Source organism: Calidifontibacillus erzurumensis, from assembly GCF_013303125.1.
Lineage (GTDB): Bacteria > Bacillota > Bacilli > Bacillales > Bacillaceae_J > Calidifontibacillus > Calidifontibacillus erzurumensis.
Window position 1 is genome coordinate 39,080 of the sequence record NZ_JABTTE010000008.1, and the last position, 18,789, is coordinate 57,868.

20 protein-coding genes and 1 riboswitch are annotated in these 18,789 nt (G+C 35.3%); of the genes, 1 reads left to right on the plus strand and 19 read right to left on the minus strand.

All coding sequences use genetic code 11. The annotated features are described in order from the left end of the window. Nucleotides 1–6: 6 nt before the first annotated feature. The 9 genes from HR057_RS07685 to HR057_RS07725 form a co-directional block, all read right to left on the minus strand. Nucleotides 7–1,170 (minus strand): iron-containing alcohol dehydrogenase, encoded by a 1,164-nt coding sequence (locus HR057_RS07685; RefSeq protein WP_173730859.1) that lies wholly within the window; start codon nucleotides 1,168–1,170, stop codon nucleotides 7–9. Nucleotides 1,171–2,217: 1,047 nt separating this feature from the next. Then, nucleotides 2,218–2,637 (minus strand): S1 domain-containing post-transcriptional regulator GSP13, encoded by a 420-nt coding sequence (gene yugI, locus HR057_RS07690; RefSeq protein ID WP_173730860.1) that lies wholly within the window; start codon nucleotides 2,635–2,637, stop codon nucleotides 2,218–2,220. Between the two features lie 346 nt (nucleotides 2,638–2,983). Continuing rightward, nucleotides 2,984–3,544 (minus strand): hypothetical protein, encoded by a 561-nt coding sequence (locus tag HR057_RS07695; RefSeq protein ID WP_173730861.1) that lies wholly within the window; start codon nucleotides 3,542–3,544, stop codon nucleotides 2,984–2,986. A 252-nt stretch (nucleotides 3,545–3,796) separates the two neighbouring features. Continuing rightward, a complete protein-coding gene (locus tag HR057_RS07700) occupies nucleotides 3,797–4,975 on the minus strand; it encodes an aminotransferase (protein ID WP_173730862.1) in 1,179 nt (392 codons plus the stop codon). Further along, nucleotides 4,972–5,469, minus strand: coding sequence for an Lrp/AsnC family transcriptional regulator (locus tag HR057_RS07705; RefSeq protein WP_173730863.1), 498 nt, complete (start codon nucleotides 5,467–5,469; stop codon nucleotides 4,972–4,974). Before HR057_RS07705 ends, HR057_RS07700 begins: the two co-directional genes overlap by 4 nt. Nucleotides 5,470–5,755: 286 nt before the next feature. Beyond that, the gene (locus HR057_RS07710) at nucleotides 5,756–6,274 is read right to left on the minus strand and encodes a hemerythrin domain-containing protein (protein ID WP_173730864.1); all 519 of its coding nucleotides are present in this window, start codon (nucleotides 6,272–6,274) and stop codon (nucleotides 5,756–5,758) included. Between the two features lie 111 nt (nucleotides 6,275–6,385). Continuing rightward, complete coding sequence (locus HR057_RS07715; RefSeq protein ID WP_173730865.1) at nucleotides 6,386–7,789, minus strand: sensor histidine kinase; 1,404 nt, start codon at nucleotides 7,787–7,789, stop codon at nucleotides 6,386–6,388. Beyond that, nucleotides 7,786–8,475: a response regulator transcription factor gene (locus HR057_RS07720; RefSeq protein WP_173730866.1), complete on the minus strand. Its 690-nt coding sequence runs from the start codon at nucleotides 8,473–8,475 to the stop codon at nucleotides 7,786–7,788. The genes HR057_RS07715 and HR057_RS07720 overlap by 4 nt, the downstream gene beginning before the upstream one ends. Then, nucleotides 8,468–9,457 (minus strand): YncE family protein, encoded by a 990-nt coding sequence (locus HR057_RS07725; protein WP_173730867.1) that lies wholly within the window; start codon nucleotides 9,455–9,457, stop codon nucleotides 8,468–8,470. Before HR057_RS07725 ends, HR057_RS07720 begins: the two co-directional genes overlap by 8 nt. A 197-nt stretch (nucleotides 9,458–9,654) precedes the next feature. On the opposite strand from HR057_RS07725, the gene HR057_RS07730 reads away from it, so the two are divergent. After that, nucleotides 9,655–10,356, plus strand: a complete 702-nt coding sequence (locus HR057_RS07730; RefSeq protein WP_230474387.1) for a nitrous oxide reductase accessory protein NosL — start codon at nucleotides 9,655–9,657, stop codon at nucleotides 10,354–10,356. Nucleotides 10,357–10,785: 429 nt separating this feature from the next. Here HR057_RS07730 and HR057_RS07735 read toward each other — a convergent pair whose 3' ends face one another. From HR057_RS07735 to HR057_RS07780, 10 genes are all read right to left on the minus strand, one after another. Further along, the gene (locus HR057_RS07735) at nucleotides 10,786–11,532 is read right to left on the minus strand and encodes an ABC transporter ATP-binding protein (RefSeq protein ID WP_230474388.1); all 747 of its coding nucleotides are present in this window, start codon (nucleotides 11,530–11,532) and stop codon (nucleotides 10,786–10,788) included. After that, the gene (locus HR057_RS07740) at nucleotides 11,522–12,352 is read right to left on the minus strand and encodes an ABC transporter permease (protein ID WP_173730868.1); all 831 of its coding nucleotides are present in this window, start codon (nucleotides 12,350–12,352) and stop codon (nucleotides 11,522–11,524) included. The genes HR057_RS07735 and HR057_RS07740 overlap by 11 nt, the downstream gene beginning before the upstream one ends. A 91-nt stretch (nucleotides 12,353–12,443) precedes the next feature. Continuing rightward, a complete protein-coding gene (locus HR057_RS07745) occupies nucleotides 12,444–12,923 on the minus strand; it encodes a nitrous oxide reductase accessory protein NosL (protein WP_230474389.1) in 480 nt (159 codons plus the stop codon). Then, a complete protein-coding gene (gene nosD, locus HR057_RS07750) occupies nucleotides 12,920–14,266 on the minus strand; it encodes a nitrous oxide reductase family maturation protein NosD (RefSeq protein ID WP_173730869.1) in 1,347 nt (448 codons plus the stop codon). Before nosD ends, HR057_RS07745 begins: the two co-directional genes overlap by 4 nt. A gap of 135 nt (nucleotides 14,267–14,401) precedes the next feature. Next, nucleotides 14,402–14,665, minus strand: coding sequence for a DUF1871 family protein (locus tag HR057_RS07755; RefSeq protein ID WP_173730870.1), 264 nt, complete (start codon nucleotides 14,663–14,665; stop codon nucleotides 14,402–14,404). 179 nt (nucleotides 14,666–14,844) lie between these two features. Next, the gene (locus HR057_RS07760; RefSeq protein WP_173730871.1) at nucleotides 14,845–15,600 is read right to left on the minus strand and encodes a peptidylprolyl isomerase; all 756 of its coding nucleotides are present in this window, start codon (nucleotides 15,598–15,600) and stop codon (nucleotides 14,845–14,847) included. Nucleotides 15,601–15,719: 119 nt separating this feature from the next. Beyond that, a complete protein-coding gene (locus HR057_RS07765; RefSeq protein ID WP_173730872.1) occupies nucleotides 15,720–16,847 on the minus strand; it encodes a SpoIIE family protein phosphatase in 1,128 nt (375 codons plus the stop codon). Continuing rightward, nucleotides 16,840–17,184, minus strand: coding sequence for an STAS domain-containing protein (locus tag HR057_RS07770; protein ID WP_173730873.1), 345 nt, complete (start codon nucleotides 17,182–17,184; stop codon nucleotides 16,840–16,842). The genes HR057_RS07765 and HR057_RS07770 overlap by 8 nt, the downstream gene beginning before the upstream one ends. A 19-nt stretch (nucleotides 17,185–17,203) precedes the next feature. Then, nucleotides 17,204–17,614 (minus strand): ATP-binding protein, encoded by a 411-nt coding sequence (locus HR057_RS07775; protein ID WP_173730874.1) that lies wholly within the window; start codon nucleotides 17,612–17,614, stop codon nucleotides 17,204–17,206. A gap of 135 nt (nucleotides 17,615–17,749) precedes the next feature. Continuing rightward, nucleotides 17,750–18,103, minus strand: a complete 354-nt coding sequence (locus HR057_RS07780) for an STAS domain-containing protein (RefSeq protein ID WP_196237888.1) — start codon at nucleotides 18,101–18,103, stop codon at nucleotides 17,750–17,752. A gap of 253 nt (nucleotides 18,104–18,356) precedes the next feature. Further along, nucleotides 18,357–18,489, plus strand: a riboswitch (FMN riboswitch). Nucleotides 18,490–18,789: the final 300 nt, after the last annotated feature.

The window sequence follows — 18,789 nt, forward strand, 5'->3', positions numbered from 1 at the left end:
GCATCATTATAGTGACATTTTAAGAATCTCTAAAACATCGTCACGATTTAATTTTTTAAAATTGCCTATTTCACCGCCGTCCATTACTTTATCTGCCAAAAGTTCAAGGTTTGAATCATCAATTTGATAATCTGAAAGTCTCTCAGGAGCCCCGATTGAAGTCCAAAATTGGCGTAATTTTTTTATTCCTTCCAAAGCGATTTCCCGCTCATCCTTTCCGGTAGGATCAACATCAAATACCCGAATGGCCAACTGCTTAAATTTTTCTACATTTTCATCAACTACATATTTCATCCAATTTGGCTGGATGATCGCTAATCCGCCACCATGTGGAATATCATAAACAGCCGATAATGCATGTTCAATGTGATGAGTACCCCAATCTGATTGGACTCCCATCGATAACGTGCCGTTTAATGCAATTGTTCCAGCAAAAAGGATCGTCTCCCGCAAATCGTAATTTTCCAAATCCTCGACTAGAAGTGGCGCTGTTCCAATGATTGTTTGCAATACAGCTTCACACATCCGTTCTTGCACGGGCGCATTCGTAGGCGTGTGAAAATATTGCTCGAGCACATGGGACATCATATCGACGATGCCATAAACGGTTTGCTCTTTCGGAACATATATCGTATATGCCGGATCAAGGATTGAAAATTTCGGATATACATGCGGGCTTTTCCATACATATTTTTCGTTCGTTTCCCATCTCGTTATAACAGAATTTGAATTCATTTCTGAACCTGTTGCAGCTAGTGTTAAAACCACACCAATTGGCAAGGCATCCTCTGCCTCTTTTTTCTTCGTAACAAGATCCCACACATCTCCATCATATTTTGTACCTGCTGCAATAGCTTTCGCACAGTCAATCACGCTGCCGCCGCCAACTGCTAAAATAAATTGAATATCGTTTTGTTTGCAAATGTCTATTCCTTTATAGACGGTCGTTAATCGTGGATTCGGTTCCACACCTGAAAGTTCAAATGTATGTACATTCATTTCTTTCAGTAAACCGATTACTTGATCATAGAGACCTATCTTTTTTATGCTTCCGCAACCGTACACAAATAAAATTCTATTTCCATACTGTGGCAATTCATTTTTCAAATGTTCCAGTTGGTCTCTTCCAAAAATTAATTTCGTTGGATTATGATAGACGAAATTTTGCAAATTAAGCACCACCCAATAAATAGTACATGCTTATTATTATACGACATATATTACCAAATCCTTTTTTATTCCAAAAAATTTAAGCCCTTCTTTTGAACAGAATTGGAGTCGGAAAAGAAAAATAAGTTAAAGCAAAACGCATACTTAATCAATATTTAAAAAAGGATATGTAAACGGCCTTTTTAAAAAATCTTAACTACGTTTGAAAAGTTATACCTACTCTGTTTCAGATGTTAAAAGATTCATTATCAAACATATAAGATCTTTGGAATTTCCGTTAATGTTTATCAAGGGTGGGAGGGGAAATTCATGAAAAAATTATTAAGTATAGTATTAATTTTTTTCGTATCAGCATCATTTATTTTTTGTTTGTTTTTTCGGATTTTGAATTTAGAAAATATGATGTTTTCTAAGAAGCAATTGAAAAAGTATTCCATATAAAGTTAATAATATAATTCACACTGAAAAATATGACAATGTATCAATCGTTATTGTATACGACAAATCCTAATAATAAATAAAAAATGCGAAACACTTGAATTAACTTTATTTCATAGGAAACGTTCAAGAAGGTGGGGAGAACATTGGTTTTCATGGATGGACGCATTACATAAACGACTATATGACGGGGTATCAAGAGGCTTTTCGTGAATATGACCAAAAAGGTAGCATACTGCACGAATCTTATATTATATTTGGTGAAATAAATTGTAACAATAGAAACGAAGACAGTAGATGAAAAATCATTTGAAGAAGCTGAAATGATTATAAACGAGGAAACGTTATTATATCAATATAGTTAAAGGACCCACAATCGTCAGAGGATTATCTGAAGATCGAGAAGTAATTGACATACAAGGGAGGTCACTTAATGAATTTAAAGTGTTCGAACAATTAGGGGAAATAATTTCAGAAAAAAACGCACAGAAATGATGATCTGTGCGTTTTTATTCCTACTGTAGCATTAAATTGTTTCGGATTAGACAAGAAATAAGGGTCCCGATTAAACTCAAACCTTAAAAAAGGGCCTTCAAATTAATAAAAAATTTATTTTTTTATTAAATTTTCTTGAACCGTTGATTGTCTAATCCATTCTTCAAGTTTATCTCTTAGTGTGTTAAAACCTGAAGGGTCGCTTTCGTTTTCGGGTTGAGAATCGATCACTTGCGGGTTTTGTTTACGCACTTTTTTCGGTCGTGGTTTCGTTTCTATTTGTTCAGGTGCTTTTTCCAAAGCTTTAATTGAGAGGCTAATCTTTCCAGATTGTTCATCAATGGAGAGAATTTTGACTTTCACGTTTTCCCCTATTGTTAAATAATCACGAATATCTTTGACATAGCCATGAGTAATCTCAGAAATATGAACTAAACCTTGCGTCGTTTCATCCAGTGCAACAAATGCTCCATAAGGCTGGATTCCTGTTACTTTTCCTATTCGTTCTTCGCCAACTTTATATTTTTCTGACATGGAAACACTCCTAATTTGTACAAAATTCTAACGTATTTAAAAATTATATCAATAAATAAGCTCATTTTCAAAATTGAACATTGCAATACAGCTAAAATAAAAGAAAAATTATTCATACATCATTGGGATTCCGGTATTATTATTTCCATTTTCATATATTATAACTAAAACTAAAACTTTCCGATCAAACCAACTAAATTAAGTATTTCAGCCAAGGAATTCAGTTACCATGGTACAATAAAAACGGTCCAACTGTCTAACTAGCCAGACCTAATAAAATTAAAAAGGGGACACATATTAGAAATACTTATATGTGTATACCCCTGACTTCTTAGTTAATCACACATTATTCATTTTTTTGTTTTATCCATTTCTTATATTCAAGTAAAGTGTATTCATCAGTTTTCACAACATCCCATTGTTCACCATTTCGCTTTAAGAAAACCTTCATTAAATATTCCCCGCCTGTTTCCTCAAAATCATCCAACAAATAAAGAAGACTCCCATGAACAAGCACGATCATTTCATTTTCATCTATTTTTTTAACTTTTATTCTTTCATAATTTTCAATATCATAATTAGCATCCAACACTTTAAAACCGTTGTTTAAAGTTTCAACTTCGTTTTTCTCTAAATTTATTCCTTCTTCAACGTTAATAGTCTTTTTTAATTCTGGATACCTTTTCCAAAGGATATTGATATCATTTTTTATGACTGCTTGAGTTCTATAATACATATACTCTCTTACAGGTTTTGAATATTCCACCCAATCAGATGGTTCAGGTTCAACAAAACCTTCTACATGATCATTTGTATCAAGTTCATTCTGCGTTGTTAATGTCTGCTGACAACCTACCAACAAATATGAAAAGAGAAAAAATATAATTCCAATTTGAAACTTCTTCATTATCATTCCCCTCTTAATTTATTCCAATGAAAACTGCTCCTTTTCCTTTCTTCCGATATCCCCTATTCCTTTTGAAATTTTTGTTACATCCTCTATTAAAAAACACTATACATTTTAGCGGCTGGCTCTTCCCAAACAAACAAAAGCCCCTAATTATGGACCCTACAACACATAATGATTTGATATGTACAAAAAAAGAGGATATATGCCCCAAAAATGGGCATAATATCCCCCTTCTTATATTTTCTTTTTTTAAACAGTAACGGACAGTTTTTCAACGAATCGCTTCATCCGTTTAATAGCTTCTTTCAGTTGATCCATTGATGTTGCATAAGAACAACGAATATGTCCTGCCCCGCTTTTACCGAAGACATCACCAGGAACTACGGCAACTTTTTCTTCTAGAAGCAATCTTTCAGCAAACTCTTCAGATGTTAGTCCTGTTCTTTTAATCGATGGGAACGCATAAAAAGCTCCTCCCGGCATATGACAATCAAGGCCGATTTCGTTTAATGATTTAACGAAATAATTACGGCGTTGATGATAGCTCTTTTTCATGATCGCAACGTCTTCCATTCCGTTGCGCAATGCTTCAATCGCACCGTGCTGAGCCATTGTAGGTGCACACATCATCGTATGTTGATGAATTTTCAACATCGCTTGAATGAACATGCTTGGACCAACAGCAAAACCGAGACGCCAACCGGTCATCGCAAAACCTTTTGAAAAACCGTTTATGACAATCGTCCGTTCTCTCATGCCGTCAATCGATGCAAAGCTTGCATAGCCGTCCTCATAGCTTAATTCAGAATAAATTTCATCAGATAAAACGACTAAATCGTGTTTCTTAACAATATGTGCAATTTTTTCAAGTTCTTCTTTTACTAAAAGTGTCCCAGTTGGGTTATTAGGCGAACAAATTAAAAGTGCTTTCGTTCTAGGTGTGATAACAGCTTCAATTTGTTCAGGCTGCAATTTAAATTGGTTTTCAACTGTTGTTTGTACTGGAACAGGAACGCCTCCTGATAATGAAACAATTGATTCGTAAGCAACGAAACAAGGTTCAACAATAATAACTTCATCGCCAGGGTTTACAATTGCTCTAATAGCTAAATCTAATGCTTGGCTTGCCCCAACCGTTACAATTATTTCATTATCAGGTGAATATTGAACGCCAAAGCGATTGTTCATATAATTGGAAATCTCTCGCCTTAGTTCAATTAGCCCAGCGTTGGCGGTATAAGCTGTATAGCCTTGTTCCAACGACAAAATGCTTGCTTCACGAATAGCCCATGATGTGACAAAATCTGGTTCTCCTACACCTAAAGAAATAACCCCTTCCATTCCAGAAGCAAGGTCAAAAAAACGTCGAATTCCAGATGGCTTTAGGTTAATTACTTTTTCTGATAAATAGCGTTGTTGGTCTATCATGGTGCCACCACGATCCGTCGGTCTTCTTCATCATTACCAAAAATTGTTCCATCATGCTTATATTTTTTCATGATAAAATGCGTTGTCGTGGAAACGACTGAATCTAAAGCAGAAAGCTTTTCGGAAACGAAACGAGATACATCATGCAACGTTTTTCCTTCAATAACAACCGATAAATCATAAGCTCCTGACATTAAATAAACAGACTGCACTTCCGGAAATCGGTAAATTCTTTCCGCAATATCATCAAAACCTCGATCACGTTTAGGTGTTACTTTTACGTCGATCATTGCTGTAACACCCGGATCACGATCCTCAACTTTTTGCCAGTCAATCACTGTTAAATATTTAAGTATAACTTGGTTTTTTTCGAGATTCTTAATAATTTCCTCTGTTTCTTCAACAGAAAGGTCGACCATTTTGGCGAGATCTTCAGTTGCAATGCGGCCATTTTTTTCAAGAATCTCTAGAATATCAATTTCCTTTTGATTCATGGGTGACACTCCCTAGATTTATATATAAATTTTAAATCTGAATCCAATTATATCAAAAACTAACGAAAATTCTAAATAAATTTTTAAAGACCATTGTAGGTTCTATAAAAACATTCATGGTCTTTCGGCCACAACTCCGAATGAAAATAATTTCCCACCATCGTATTTAAACAGAAACCTACCATGATCTTTCGACCACAAACCCAGAATGAAAATAATCTCCGTCAACATTTTCATAGAAAAAAGCCTGCCATTATTTCAATAATAAAGGCAAGCCAAAAGATCTTTATTCAAAAACTGCCAATTTCTCGGTCAATTGAACCTTTTCATTTTCAACTAAATATTTTTCAATAACAGGAAACAATAGTTTCTCTTCTTTTTGGATATGGTCCACAATGGTAGTATGAGCTAACTCCAAACAAGATAAGAGCGAATAAGCTTCTATCGGATTCAATGGTTTTTTCCGTTTTTCAAATGTTTCAATAAACTGGGAGACTTTTTGATGGACCGTCTTATGCTCATAATCCATCACCAATAAAATATTGTCATCATCATTACAGTATTGTTCCATTAACGGAAAAAGAAACTCTTCCTCTTTAAATAATTGAATTTTTAATTGTGCCAAAAACAAAACAGCAAGTTTATACAAACGGTACCATTTTTCATCCACCTCTTGACCTAAAGAAGTTTGTTGGAGTTCACTAACCAATTGTGAAATTTTTCCTATTTGACCTAGCAGCAATTCATGTGTATTTTTCAATTGATAAAGCGGCTGACTGAACCGTTTTTCTTTTCGTTCATCCACTAGCACCAGCTCCTTATCAAACTATTCGGTGCTTTTAGGATACTATCATTGAAAATTATGAAAAATGAATTTTATCACACATTTTATATTTTTTTATTTAAAATATCTTCTTTATTTAACTACCGGCAATTTAATATAAACAGTTGTTCCTTTTCCTTCTTCACTTTCAATCGAAAAATCGCCTTTATGAAGCTGAACAATTTTTTGAACAATGGCGATTCCCAAACCTGTTCCCCCATGTTGGCGGGTACGGGCTTTATCGATTCTGAAAAATCGCTCACCGATGCGATGCAAATCTTTTTTCGGTATGCCTATTCCTTTATCTTGAATTGCAATCGTACAAGTATCCCCTTTGGATTTTATTAAAGAAACGGATATTTCACCATGTTCAGGTGAATATCGAATGGCGTTTTCTACAATATTTTGAATCACTTGTTCGATACGGTCTTGATCTCCCATGATAATAATGTCGGGATCAAGATTTTTTTTGAATGATAGCTTTTTTTCTTGTAAAAATGGTTCAAATTTGGCCAATGCTTCTTCTATCAATTGTGCGAGTGCCAACGGTTGTAAATCCATTGGAAGTGATTTTCCTTCGAGCTGAGCCAAATCTAGTAAGTCACGAACTAGACGCTGCATTCGGCCTGCTTCACGATGAATGAGGCGCAAATACTTTTCTGCATCTTCTTGATTTGAAACTGTTCCATCTAATATCGCTTCGCTGTACCCTTTTATATAACTAATTGGGGTTCGCAATTCATGAGAAACATTTCCTAGAAATTCTTTTCTTCGTTCATCTTCCTCTTTTAACGCTTCCGACATTTGATTAAACGCAACACCGAGACGGCCAATTTCATCATTCGATTGAACATTGACTTTTTCGCTGAAATTTCCTTTTGACATTTGATAAGCAACACGTTCCATCTCATTTAATGGAGTCGTTAATTTTTTTACAATTCTTTGACCAAAAAGGATGGCAGAAGCTCCAACCGCTAAGCTTACGAAAGTAATGATTAAATTTGCTTCCTTAAATACTTCTTGAACAGAGGCGAGTGGAATATAAAGATATAAAATTCCTTTTAATCTTTTTTCATCTAAAAGAGGTACAATTACCCCCATAATATTTCTATCAAACTGTTTCTCATAGCCGATTTTCGTAATGATTTCCCCATTAATCAATTGTTCCCGTTCTTTTGCCCCAATTAACGATTCATGGGTCACTTCAAAAGGAAGGCAGGCGCTCAACTCTTTCGGATCGTTCACTAAAATAACTTCGGATTCTGATATTTCGTTGTACCAGCTAACTTTTTCTTTAAGCTCATTCGTCAGCTCACCGCCTTTATACTCATCGGCAAGGCGCAATCCTTCTTGAATGAGCGATTCCTCCACATCTTCTACATAAATTTTTTTATATAGATATTGCGTCATTCCATAAGAAACAGATAAAACGACGACCATCACGATACTTACGAGAATCCAAAGTTTTTGTGCTAAAGAAAACGAATGCTTTTTCATTGTGGAACCTCGAATTTATAGCCAATGCCCCAAACCGTTTGAATCAAGTTGCCATATTCTTTTAATTTTAAACGCAATGTTTTAATATGGGTGTCAACCGTCCGGACACCGCCTACATAATCAAAACCCCATACATTTTCCAATAATTGTTCCCGGCTTAAGGCTTGACCATGATGACGGCAGAAAAATAACAAAATCTCATATTCTTTTAACGTTAAATTTAACAATTCCCCATTTAAAAAAGCTTGGCGCCCTTTCAAATTAATTTCAATCGGCCCATAAGATATATGGTCCTCTTTATTGCGTACAGCTGGATTCGCTCTGCGCAAAACAGCATCCACCCTTGCCACCAATTCGTTAGGGCTAAATGGCTTGACGATATAGTCGTCTGCACCAAGTTTTAAACCGTAGACACGATCCCATTCATCGCCTCTTGCTGTTAAAAAGATAATCGGAACTGATGATTGCTCTCTTACTTTCATACAGAACGTTAATCCATCCACTTTTGGCATCATCACATCTAAAATAATAAGATCGATTGTATGTGCTTTTACGAGATTAAGCGCTTCTTCTCCGTCTTCTGCTTCCAGGCATAGAAAGCCTTCTTTTTCTAAATACATGCGTACGAGCTGTCTCATATCTGCTTCATCATCAACAATAAGCACGATTCCTTTTCCTTTATCCATGTTTCACACCACCATTTTTATATAAAATTTGAAAAGGTCCTTTTCCAGCTTTTAGCGTTTCGATAACCTCCAGAGTCACGGGGTCGTTAATGATAATCTCATTACTATCATAGCTGGCAATATAAAGAAGATTATTGATGATAGAAATTTCAAATGGATTAGCACCAATTTCAATCGTTTGAACGACTTCTTTCGTCATGATGTCAATTTTCCGAAGTTCATTCGAACCGTGGCTGATGACATAAATATAATTTCCTAATTGTTCTAAATCAACAGGCATAATCGGTGCCGGTATGAGTTGCTTTATATTTCCTGTTTCTAATGAATACACAGTCACTTCATTTTCTGCTTGATGACTTCCATGCCCTCCCGTCCATAATTCATCTAATGATTCAATGACGACGGCACCAACAGCTGCTGTTTTGGCAGGCAATTCTTTTATTTTTTCAAGATTATTTAAATCAATAACCGTCATGTATGGATCATGGAAGTTCATTATATATAGTTCATTTCGCTTGTCATTTTCCAGAATCGTCAAAGGACTATGACCAACCTTGATTTCCTTTAATTTTTCTCCTTCAAGCGTTCTGACTTCAATCGTATTTTTTTCTTGATTAGCTAAATAGAGTTTGGACTGATCGTTTGATGTTTTGATTTTTGCAATTCCTTTTCCTATTTTCCATTGATCCACCTTGCGGCCCGTTGTTAAATCGTACAAATAAATATTTTTTAAATGCTTACCATATAAAAGAAGGGTCTTTTGATCAGGCAATAGCTCTGCTCCTGTAAATGTAAATGGCATTTCCCATTTTGCCACTTCTTTTCTAGTTTTTTCATCAAAGAAAGACAGGCTTTTCTCAAGCAAATTGACAGCGATTATATGGGATGCTTTTGAATCAATTGGTTCATATTTTTCTATTTGGCAGCTTGTCAATCCGAAAAGGAGAATGATAAAAATGGGAAGCCTTTTTCCCTTTATCATAAAGAAAACCTCCAATATCAATGCTTTCTTAAAAATATAACAACAACATGTGATAAAAAGATGAAATATATTTATTAAAAACTTTAACAAAACTTTTCTATAATTATAAAGTTTTCTCACAATTTCATCAAAAAGGGCTATTACACTATAAATGTTCAAATACTACTATATCGCACTTATGGAGGTATTTATCATTTATGAACAAATTTTTCACATTTTTATTAGCACTTATTTTCATGGTAGGAATTATGGCAGGCTGCGGTACGGGCACAACTGAAAGTCAACGAGATACAGCGCAAGATGCAAACGTCGAACAGGTAGATGTTCAACAACCGGAGGACGAAACAGCTCATGAATCGAACGCAACAGAAAATGAACATAACCATGCTCACCCTGCAGAACCTGAAGAAGGTACAACCTGTTCAATGTGCAATATGGAAGTTTATCTAAAAAATCATGAAATGGGTAAATTTACTGGACAAGTCGTAACAGCAGACGGCCAGCATCTTTATACCGATGATCTTGGTTGTTTATTGAACCAAATCCGAATTCTTGAAGAGAAACCACAAGGCGCATGGGTGCGCGATTATGATACGCTTGAATGGATTCCTGTGGAACAAGCGATTCCTGTAAGGGCAAGCATTGAAACACCAATGAAAATGGGATTTGCATTATTTGGCACAGAAGAAGCTGCTAACAATTTTGCAACACAAAACCCAATGTTATCTCCTGTAATTACTACAATGAAGGAAGTCGATAAAATAGCTTTAGAACGCCGTAAAGCAAAATTAGCAAAAATGAAAGAAGCCCAAGAAAAAGCAGCGAACCAAAACAATAGTGAAATGAAAGATACGAAAAATGAAATGAATAACGAAATGCACGGAAATATGAATCAGTAATTAAGCCATAGGTTAGTACAAATAAAATAAAACATTTTTCTTGAATGATGACCTTCGTAATTTAGGACGGCAGGATAATCGGGGATTGGGAAAAACCAAGCAGAAACTGGGGCTTTTCAATACAACAATCCAATGAAAAAAAACAAAAAGTTGAACGGGTAGGGCTTTCCTTTTGGGAAGCCCTACAATCTCCTGAAATCGGCAGAAAACCGTCAAATAATTTTAAGAAATTAGAAAAACAGCGAATAAGAGAACTCACTGTTTTCTCTATTCTCTGTTTTTTTCGTTCCTTTATGAACGAACCATTTCATATGATCTAGCAACATCATCTAACGTTTGTTTTCCAAACATAAAAAACTCTAAAAAAATCCTTCATTGCCAAAAACAATGAAGGATTTTTGCTAGCCAAAACATTTTTTCATATTAGATTTAAGCTCCTATTTCTATTTCCTTCTCCGCTTTTACAAGTCTAAAGAACACATCTTCTAACGTTACATTAGCATGACCAGCTTTTGTCAATGCCTCTATTGTATCCGTCACAAGGAGCTTGCCTTTGTTCATAAAAGCAACGCGGTCAGCTAACTCTTGTACATCCGCTAAAATATGAGATGAAAATAAAACGGTCGTTCCTTTTTCTATTTCTTGTTTAATGATGTTTTTAAATTCCCGCACCCAGTACGGATCCAAACCGTTTGTAGGCTCATCTAAAATGATGACTGGTGCCTCAGGAAGCAAACATTGCGCCAAAGCTAATCGCTGCTGCATCCCTTTTGAATACTCGCGCACTTTTTTATCTTTATCATTCAAAAGTCCGACGCGGTCAAGCAGCATCTCTACTCTTTCCTTTGGAACATTTGACAAATCTGCAAAAAAACTTAAAACTTCATAACCTGTAAGCACTTTTGGAAAAGCCATCGCATCAGGCATATAGGAAAACAAAGATTTATAGAGCTCTTTATTTTCATTCAACGTTTTCCCATTAATCTTGATCATTCCTGAAGTAGGTTTAATATTGCCGATAATCATTTGTATAACCGTACTTTTACCAGCGCCATTGCCGCCGCAAAGGGCAAAGCACTCTCCTTCATAAATTTCAAAACTAATATGTTCAATCCGATTTGTATCATTATAGATTTTACTTACATTATTCACTTCTACCATCACTTTACGTTCCATGACGTAGCCCCCGTTTAAGCAATTGATTTGTAAATATGAGAGGAAGAGCAACCCATACAAGTGCAGTCAATGCAAAAACAAGTTGACCAATCATTCCCTCGCTCCAAATTGTTAAATCATATAAATGTGGTCCAAAAATAGAGCCGCTATCCATAGAAATAATTGTCCAAACGCGGATTAATTCGACTGGATTCATTAAAATTGATGCTGTAAACATCCCTAATATCGCTTGTTTATTAATAACCATTGCAAGTCCAATCACGATAAATTCATAAAACAAAACAGATACTGCCCATAAAATTAAACTGAACCCTAATGCTTGAAAACGCGTCGTAGAGATACTTCCAATGAGCATCGATAAACCTAGAAACATAACCATTAAAAGCATCGTAAATCCATAAAATATTAGGAAAAATTGAAGAGAAACATTCGCTTTGCTGAAAAATAGAATGAGTCCAGCTGTACCATAACCAAATGTAATGATTGCAAATAATGAAACAAAAAGCCCGGCAAATTTTCCTAGGATGATTTCCCAAGCATGTATTGGGTACGTTGTAATGAGTGACAAACTGCCGTCTTCTTTATCTCCAGCAAGCGATGTACTGCCAATTAATAATGTCAAAAGCGGCACTAGAAATAACGATAGATTTAATAGGCTAGCCGCCATCCGATTAAACCCGTTAAATCCAGCTTCTTCAGCACTGCCGCCAAATAAAACAATTGTAATTGCAAGCGCAGTATAAAGGATCGTGAAGCTTAAAACCCATTTACTCCTTGAAATGATTTTCAGTTCATGCTTCGCTATTAATAACATTTTCATCAAATTGCACATCCTTTAAAAAACTCTATTCTCAAACGCCGATCCACCAAAAAAATCCCCGTTCCTACACATCAAGGACAACCCGAATCAATTAGTGGTTATGCATCGTCCAATCAAGTTTTTGAAGCCCTTCAAACTCCAGTACTTCGCCTTTGCCTTCATTTGCGACAAATGCTTCCGCTCTTTCTTTTTCAGCAAAAGATACTACTCCATATGCCATCGGTGTCCAAAATTCTGGATGGTAAGCATAGTAAGCTTTTTCATACTCAACCCATTCCAAAGTTTCATAGTCTCTCACATACGTTGCCGCAATATCTATATTTTTTCCTTCACTATTTAAATACTTCACCATACAACCAATATCATCATACATATGCACCGTTCCATCTTTTTCAATAATTTGAGTAGCAAAATCAACATGAGCAACCGACATATTACATACTTCACAAGCATCTATATCCGGATTTACGTCACGCGGCTCATAACTTTGCTCATTGCCACAGGCAGTTGCTAAAAATAATAGAGTGATTAAACTTCCCATTATTAGAAAACTTCTTATACGATTTTTCATTTTAAAGCCCTCCCGCGGTAAAAAATTACTGATCCAATACTAATCATGATCAATCCTGCAAATAGCGCCCAAACCTTTCCCTCTAATTGAACATCCAAGTCGTTTTCTCCGATATGTTTTACAGGATGAACATATGGAAAACGGTCCATACCTTTATCTCCTGAAAAAGCAGGAAAAATCTTTTCAATGGAAGCCCAAAGTTTTATCGCTGGACTTTCAAAAAAGAATTGCAACATTGGATTTTTTTCTACTAACTTGTCAAATAACTTTCCAGACTCATACGGAATTTCGCCGATGCCGTCTCCATCAAAATCAATCCCTGTATAGTCATCCCAATAATTTCCTTGACCATCCGCATCCATCGGTTCCACTTTCGTAAATATTTTTGTTTGCATAATATTTCCGACAAAATTATTTTTAATCATTGTGTTTCCTTCATTTTTATTTTTTAAATCCAATCCAATATAGTTCCCGGCAAAAACATTCCCTTCAATCGTACAAGAGCGTGCATCTTGCATACTTATACCGGTATTGTTGAAAGTAACATAATTGTTTAAAACTTGAATTCGATCTGAATCAAAAATAAGGATGCCGTGCCCGCGAAAATCTAAGTTTTCAGTAACGACATTATTCTGCACCTCAAAATCTTTCGCACCCATAATCATGAGGCCTGTAATATTTTTCATTGCAATATTTTCATTGATAACCCCATTTTTGGCATACATGACGTGATAGGCGTATCTAGAACCTTCCACATAGTTTTTTTGTAATAATGTATCAATGGCAAAATCGAAATAAACGCCATCTTGGACGCTGTTAATTTTATTGCCAATTAATTTTGTTCCTTCAGCATAAAATAAATGAATACCGTTTCCTTTTTGCGAAAAATGACCATTGTAACCTGTTATACTATTATCAACTATTTCGTTATGATGCCCTTTTTGAATATAAATGCCAAAGTGAACGTTTTTTAATGTATTATTTTTTATTACATTATTAGATGAACGAATAAAAATCCCGCTGTTATCATCCTTTTTCCCACTGTTTTTTATGATGAAATTAGAAATTGTAACATTAGGAGCTGCTATTTCAATGACATTCCCTGTTCCTTCACCAACAATAACCGCTCCTTGTTCACCGATTAATTCAACCGGCTTATCAATAACCAAATTGCCATGATAATGTCCTTTTTTTACGACAACTACATCCCCTTCTTCAGCATTATCAATGATCGATTGAAGATTAGAATGAGGATCTACAGTTATTTTTTCAGCACTTGCTACATCATTGGAAAAAAAATATAAATTTATGATTGCAAATAAGAAAAAAAAGAATTTTCTCACCAAGAATCGTCCACCTGCCTCGACTTATGCTATTTTTATCATAGATGTTAATTGTGAAAAAACAGAAAAAAATATATGAATAATTATCGAATAAAAGCAAAAAGAACGCCCCTCTATTAGGAAGGAACGTTCTTTTTAAATGACATATGGACACGTTTCTTTTAACAACAACATCTTTTTCGCAATTTTCTGACACTCACCCAAAGGAATTGATTGTTCGAAAGAAAACTCATAAATAAACTGAATCCTTTTCGCTAGATATTTGCAATCATCTATTTCATGGACAGCTTGAATAATATCAATTGCTTCAACATCATATGCCCCTGGTCCAAGTCCTAAAGGGTCCCAGTTATTTATGGTCTCTCTTATTTTATCATTTAACAATTTTGACCCTTCCATCGATACCACCTTTACATTTTTTAGATCGTGCATCCTTTATTATTATTTTACGCAAATCTTTTAAAGAGGACGTACCTGTTTTCTTACAGATTTGCGACAATATTTAGATATGTATGTGAACATTATATGATTTGCTAGATGGGCTATCAATAGACATAGCCCATCTTTTTTCTACCAATTTATTTCTCATTGACAATGATCTGATTAATAATAACTGGTTCTATTGGTGCATTTGTTGTAGAGTTTACTTCTACAGCGGCAATTTTGTCAACAACATCCATTCCTTTGATCACTTGTCCAAAAACAGTATGTCGATTGTCAAGCCAAGGGGTTCCGCCAACTTCTTTATATTTATTAATAATAATTTCCGGGAAATTAAGTTGTTTCATTTGCTCTATTAATTCTTCATCTACAGTTTTTGCTTGCACGATAAAAAATTGGCTTCCGTTCGTATCAGGACCACTGTTTGCCATTGATAATGCCCCACGGAAATGGGCCAATTCCGGTGAAAACTCATCTTCAAACGGCTCTCCCCAAATGCTTTCTCCACCAGTTCCGTCACCATTTGGGTCCCCGCCTTGAATCATAAAATCATTCATGACCCGGTGGAAAGTTAGTCCATTATAATATCCGTTTTGGCTATGCGTTAAAAAGTTTTCAACCGCTTTTGGAGCCTGTTCCGGGAATAGTTTAATAACAATATCACCCATTGATGTTTTTACTGTCACAACCGGCTGTCCTTCAGATACTGGGTCGAACTGAGGCAATGTTGAAATTTCATTCTGTATTTCCTCATCACTTTCATCAGTCTGGTTCCCATTCTTTTCAACCGTTTCATTTTCCGCATTTTGGTTCCGATCTTGGTCACTAGCGCCACATGCACTCATGATGGCAATTATTAAAATTAGAATCGTATAAAAAAATATTTTTTTCATAGAACCACTACCTTCCATTTTTCATTTCACTTTCTATATGATAAATTTTTTTCAAACGTTCTGTCAAAAATTCAATGAAAAAGGACTGACCCAAGTGTTTTCCTTAGGGACAGCCCTAATTATCCATTCATCGTAATTGCGACCATTGTCACATCATCGTCAAATAGATGCTCTCCATTTGAAACATGTCTCAATACCGATTCCAATAATTGTGTACTATCTTTCTCTCTTAAACTTTTTACGAGATTTTCAAGCCTCTCTATATTTTCCCTTGTATTTTTGCCTAACGAATCCATAATCCCATCCGTATATAGAAAAAGTTGTGTTCTTCCTTGGAACGGAATAACTTCTGTTTCTATGTTAAGGTCCGGCAGTAAACCAACAGGTGGGCACCCTACATCTAAATAGCGGACTTGTCCATCTTTTTGAATAAAAAAACTTGGAGGATGGCCGGCCGATGCGTATTCAATCACTCTTTCTTTAACATCGATGAAAAGATAAATAGCTGTAAAAAAATAAGAATGATCTGTGCCATTATTCCGATACAACAAACGCATATGTTCATTTAATTCAGTGAATACAGGTTTAGGCTTTTTCATAGTCGTAATAATGCCGCGAAGCAAAGAGCGGATCGACATGCTGACTAATGAGGATGCCACACCATGGCCAACCATATCAAATAAAATCACACCATATTGATGTTCATTAATTTCGTACCAAGCATACATATCCCCCGCCAATTCAGCGGAAGGAATATAGACGCCATCAATATGAACTAGTTCGTTTTGAATAGGTTTACTTAAAACACTTTTTTGCAATTGCCTAGCCAATGCCAAGTCAGCTGCGAGCTTCCGTTCTGCCTCTTTCATTTTCGTAACATCACTGAAAATAGCGCAATAACTCGTTGGTACACCGTATGCATCTTTAATGGTGGCAATCGTCGTCCTTTGGTAATAAAGCTCTCCATTTTTTCGACGGTTAATAAATTCGCCTTGCCACTCTCCCTTTTGCTCAAGTGATTTCCATATTGCTTGATAGAACGAGAGTGGATGTTTTCCTGATTTTAAAATTCTAGGATTTTGCCCAACTGCTTCTTGGGCTGAATAACCTGTAATCTTTTCAAATGACCGGTTAACTATTTGGATACATCCATTTAAATCTGTTACAAAAATGCCTTCGATCGAATATGTAAATACATTAGCTGCTAGTTGTAATTGCTGTTCTAAACTGTGGGGGAGATTAGACATGTACATCACACTGATAATATTGTAAGCCCGCTTCTTTTGAATCAAATATTTTCATAATAGAACCAAACTTTACAATATGGAATATTTCTTGCACAGATTGTTCGGTTGTGACAATCACTAATTCCTTCTTATTTCTCAAAGCCGTAAGGACTCCATCAGCGATCACGCCAAGCGCTCCGCTATTGAGATATTGGACGCCTTGTAAATTCAAGAGCAATTTAGAATAATTGGAGCTGAGCAATTCTGCCACTGCCACCCGAAAATGAGCTAAATTTTTTATCGTTATATCATCAACCCACGTTAAGACGTCTACTTGTTGATCAACTGTTTTTAACATGAAAGCTCCTCCCTTCCCGCTACAATGGTGGGCTTACATCTTTTTGCATAACCGTCTCAATGTATCCGCCCATTTCATTCACTTCAACATAATCCATTAAACTAGTAATCAATTGTAAACCTCTGCCTCTTTGTCCGAAATTCACTTTATTTTCCTTCGTAATCTTATATTTTTTTCCTTTATGTTTAATAAAAATTGTTAATGATTCTCGAATATGCGGATCCCACTTAATCAAAAATCCAGCTTGGCCAGAATGGCTGCAATATTCATAAGCATTTGTACAAGCTTCTTCTGTCACTAATTTTAAAAACAAAACACCATTATCCGGAAAACCAATCTCTTGAGCCACTTCCGTTGTAATGTCCATTGCCCGTAAAATATCATCTTCATCTTTTACTAGCAAGTATCGCTTCCCGTCTTGGATTTTCATTGATCAACTCTCCCGACCGAGTTTATTATTTACTTGCTATTATGTATATTTTTTTAGAAGCAGAACAGAAAAACCTGCTCTACTTCAATAGTTTCACAAAATATACATACCTTTTAAAATTCAATTCTTTTAAATTTATCCATTTGCTACTTTCTTTTTCGAAGGACGAAAAATATTTTTTTGAAAGTAATGCAACGCTTGTTGTCTATTTGAAAACACTTTTACTAAAGAATAGAAGCTGACAATTTCAAAAATAGTCTTTAAAGTTTTTTGATTATTTATAATAACGATTTCCTTTTTCATCTTCATTGCTTCTTTAACTGCATTTGCGATAATTCCTAAAGCCAATTCGTTCATATAAGCAACTTTTTCAAGATCTAAAATAAGTCCGGTCTTTTTTGACAAAAGTATTTGATCAATGCAACGCTTAAACTTGTCAATATTTTTTAATGATATATTTTCATCCCAGACAAGTGTTTGAATCGACAATGGAATTACTCCCTTCTCTTATGACTTCGTACTATACTAATTATTCATACAAAACAATGGGCTGAACACCCCTATTTCATCGTATTATTTAGACAATAAAGAACAGTAATTTTTCCTAGGAGAAAAATTTTTGAAAAAAAGGTCAGTTTCCATCGAAAAAATGCTATTAGAGGCCAGAGAACTCCACTTTGAATAAAATTACTTGTCAACTTAGGGAAAATTAATATATAGTAAAAGAAATTAAATATTTTTTATTTTTCTTCGGGGTCGGGTGGAAGTCCCAATCGGCGGTGATGTAGGTAATCTAATAAGCCCGCGAGCCTTTATGGCAGGAGCTGGTGAGAATCCAGCGCCGACAGTGAAAGTCTGGATGGGAGAAGAAAAATGAGCTGACAAAAGATGAGCATCGTTCTATGCTCAAATCGTCTATTGTTTTGTAATGGAAAATTACACCAAATAGACGATTGTTTCAGACACTACTCGTATGTATATGAGCAAACTCTTGTAATCAGATAAGTTTTAGGCTCTTCATACACCAATAAGTTTTCTCTTGACTTTACATTTTATTTGTCAGACTTCAATTCTTTCATTATATATTTGATAATAAAAACCCCGTAGGCAAACGGGGTTTTTTTATTTATCAAATTCATCTCCTTTTCCCCGAAAAGCTCTTACAACAGGGCGAT

Coding starts and splice junctions, on each gene's coding strand:
- yugI (WP_173730860.1), bottom strand. CDS start 2,637: ATGTCAGAAAAATATAAAGTTGGCGAAGAACGAATAGGAAAAGTAACA.
- HR057_RS07695 (WP_173730861.1), bottom strand. CDS start 3,544: ATGAAGAAGTTTCAAATTGGAATTATATTTTTTCTCTTTTCATATTTG.
- HR057_RS07700 (WP_173730862.1), bottom strand. CDS start 4,975: ATGATAGACCAACAACGCTATTTATCAGAAAAAGTAATTAACCTAAAG.
- HR057_RS07705 (WP_173730863.1), bottom strand. CDS start 5,469: ATGAATCAAAAGGAAATTGATATTCTAGAGATTCTTGAAAAAAATGGC.
- HR057_RS07715 (WP_173730865.1), bottom strand. CDS start 7,789: ATGAAAAAGCATTCGTTTTCTTTAGCACAAAAACTTTGGATTCTCGTA.
- HR057_RS07720 (WP_173730866.1), bottom strand. CDS start 8,475: ATGGATAAAGGAAAAGGAATCGTGCTTATTGTTGATGATGAAGCAGAT.
- HR057_RS07725 (WP_173730867.1), bottom strand. CDS start 9,457: ATGATAAAGGGAAAAAGGCTTCCCATTTTTATCATTCTCCTTTTCGGA.
- HR057_RS07730 (WP_230474387.1), top strand. CDS start 9,655: ATGAACAAATTTTTCACATTTTTATTAGCACTTATTTTCATGGTAGGA.
- HR057_RS07735 (WP_230474388.1), bottom strand. CDS start 11,532: ATGGAACGTAAAGTGATGGTAGAAGTGAATAATGTAAGTAAAATCTAT.
- HR057_RS07740 (WP_173730868.1), bottom strand. CDS start 12,352: ATGAAAATGTTATTAATAGCGAAGCATGAACTGAAAATCATTTCAAGG.
- HR057_RS07745 (WP_230474389.1), bottom strand. CDS start 12,923: ATGAAAAATCGTATAAGAAGTTTTCTAATAATGGGAAGTTTAATCACT.
- HR057_RS07755 (WP_173730870.1), bottom strand. CDS start 14,665: ATGGAAGGGTCAAAATTGTTAAATGATAAAATAAGAGAGACCATAAAT.
- HR057_RS07760 (WP_173730871.1), bottom strand. CDS start 15,600: ATGAAAAAAATATTTTTTTATACGATTCTAATTTTAATAATTGCCATC.
- HR057_RS07765 (WP_173730872.1), bottom strand. CDS start 16,847: ATGTCTAATCTCCCCCACAGTTTAGAACAGCAATTACAACTAGCAGCT.
- HR057_RS07770 (WP_173730873.1), bottom strand. CDS start 17,184: ATGTTAAAAACAGTTGATCAACAAGTAGACGTCTTAACGTGGGTTGAT.
- HR057_RS07775 (WP_173730874.1), bottom strand. CDS start 17,614: ATGAAAATCCAAGACGGGAAGCGATACTTGCTAGTAAAAGATGAAGAT.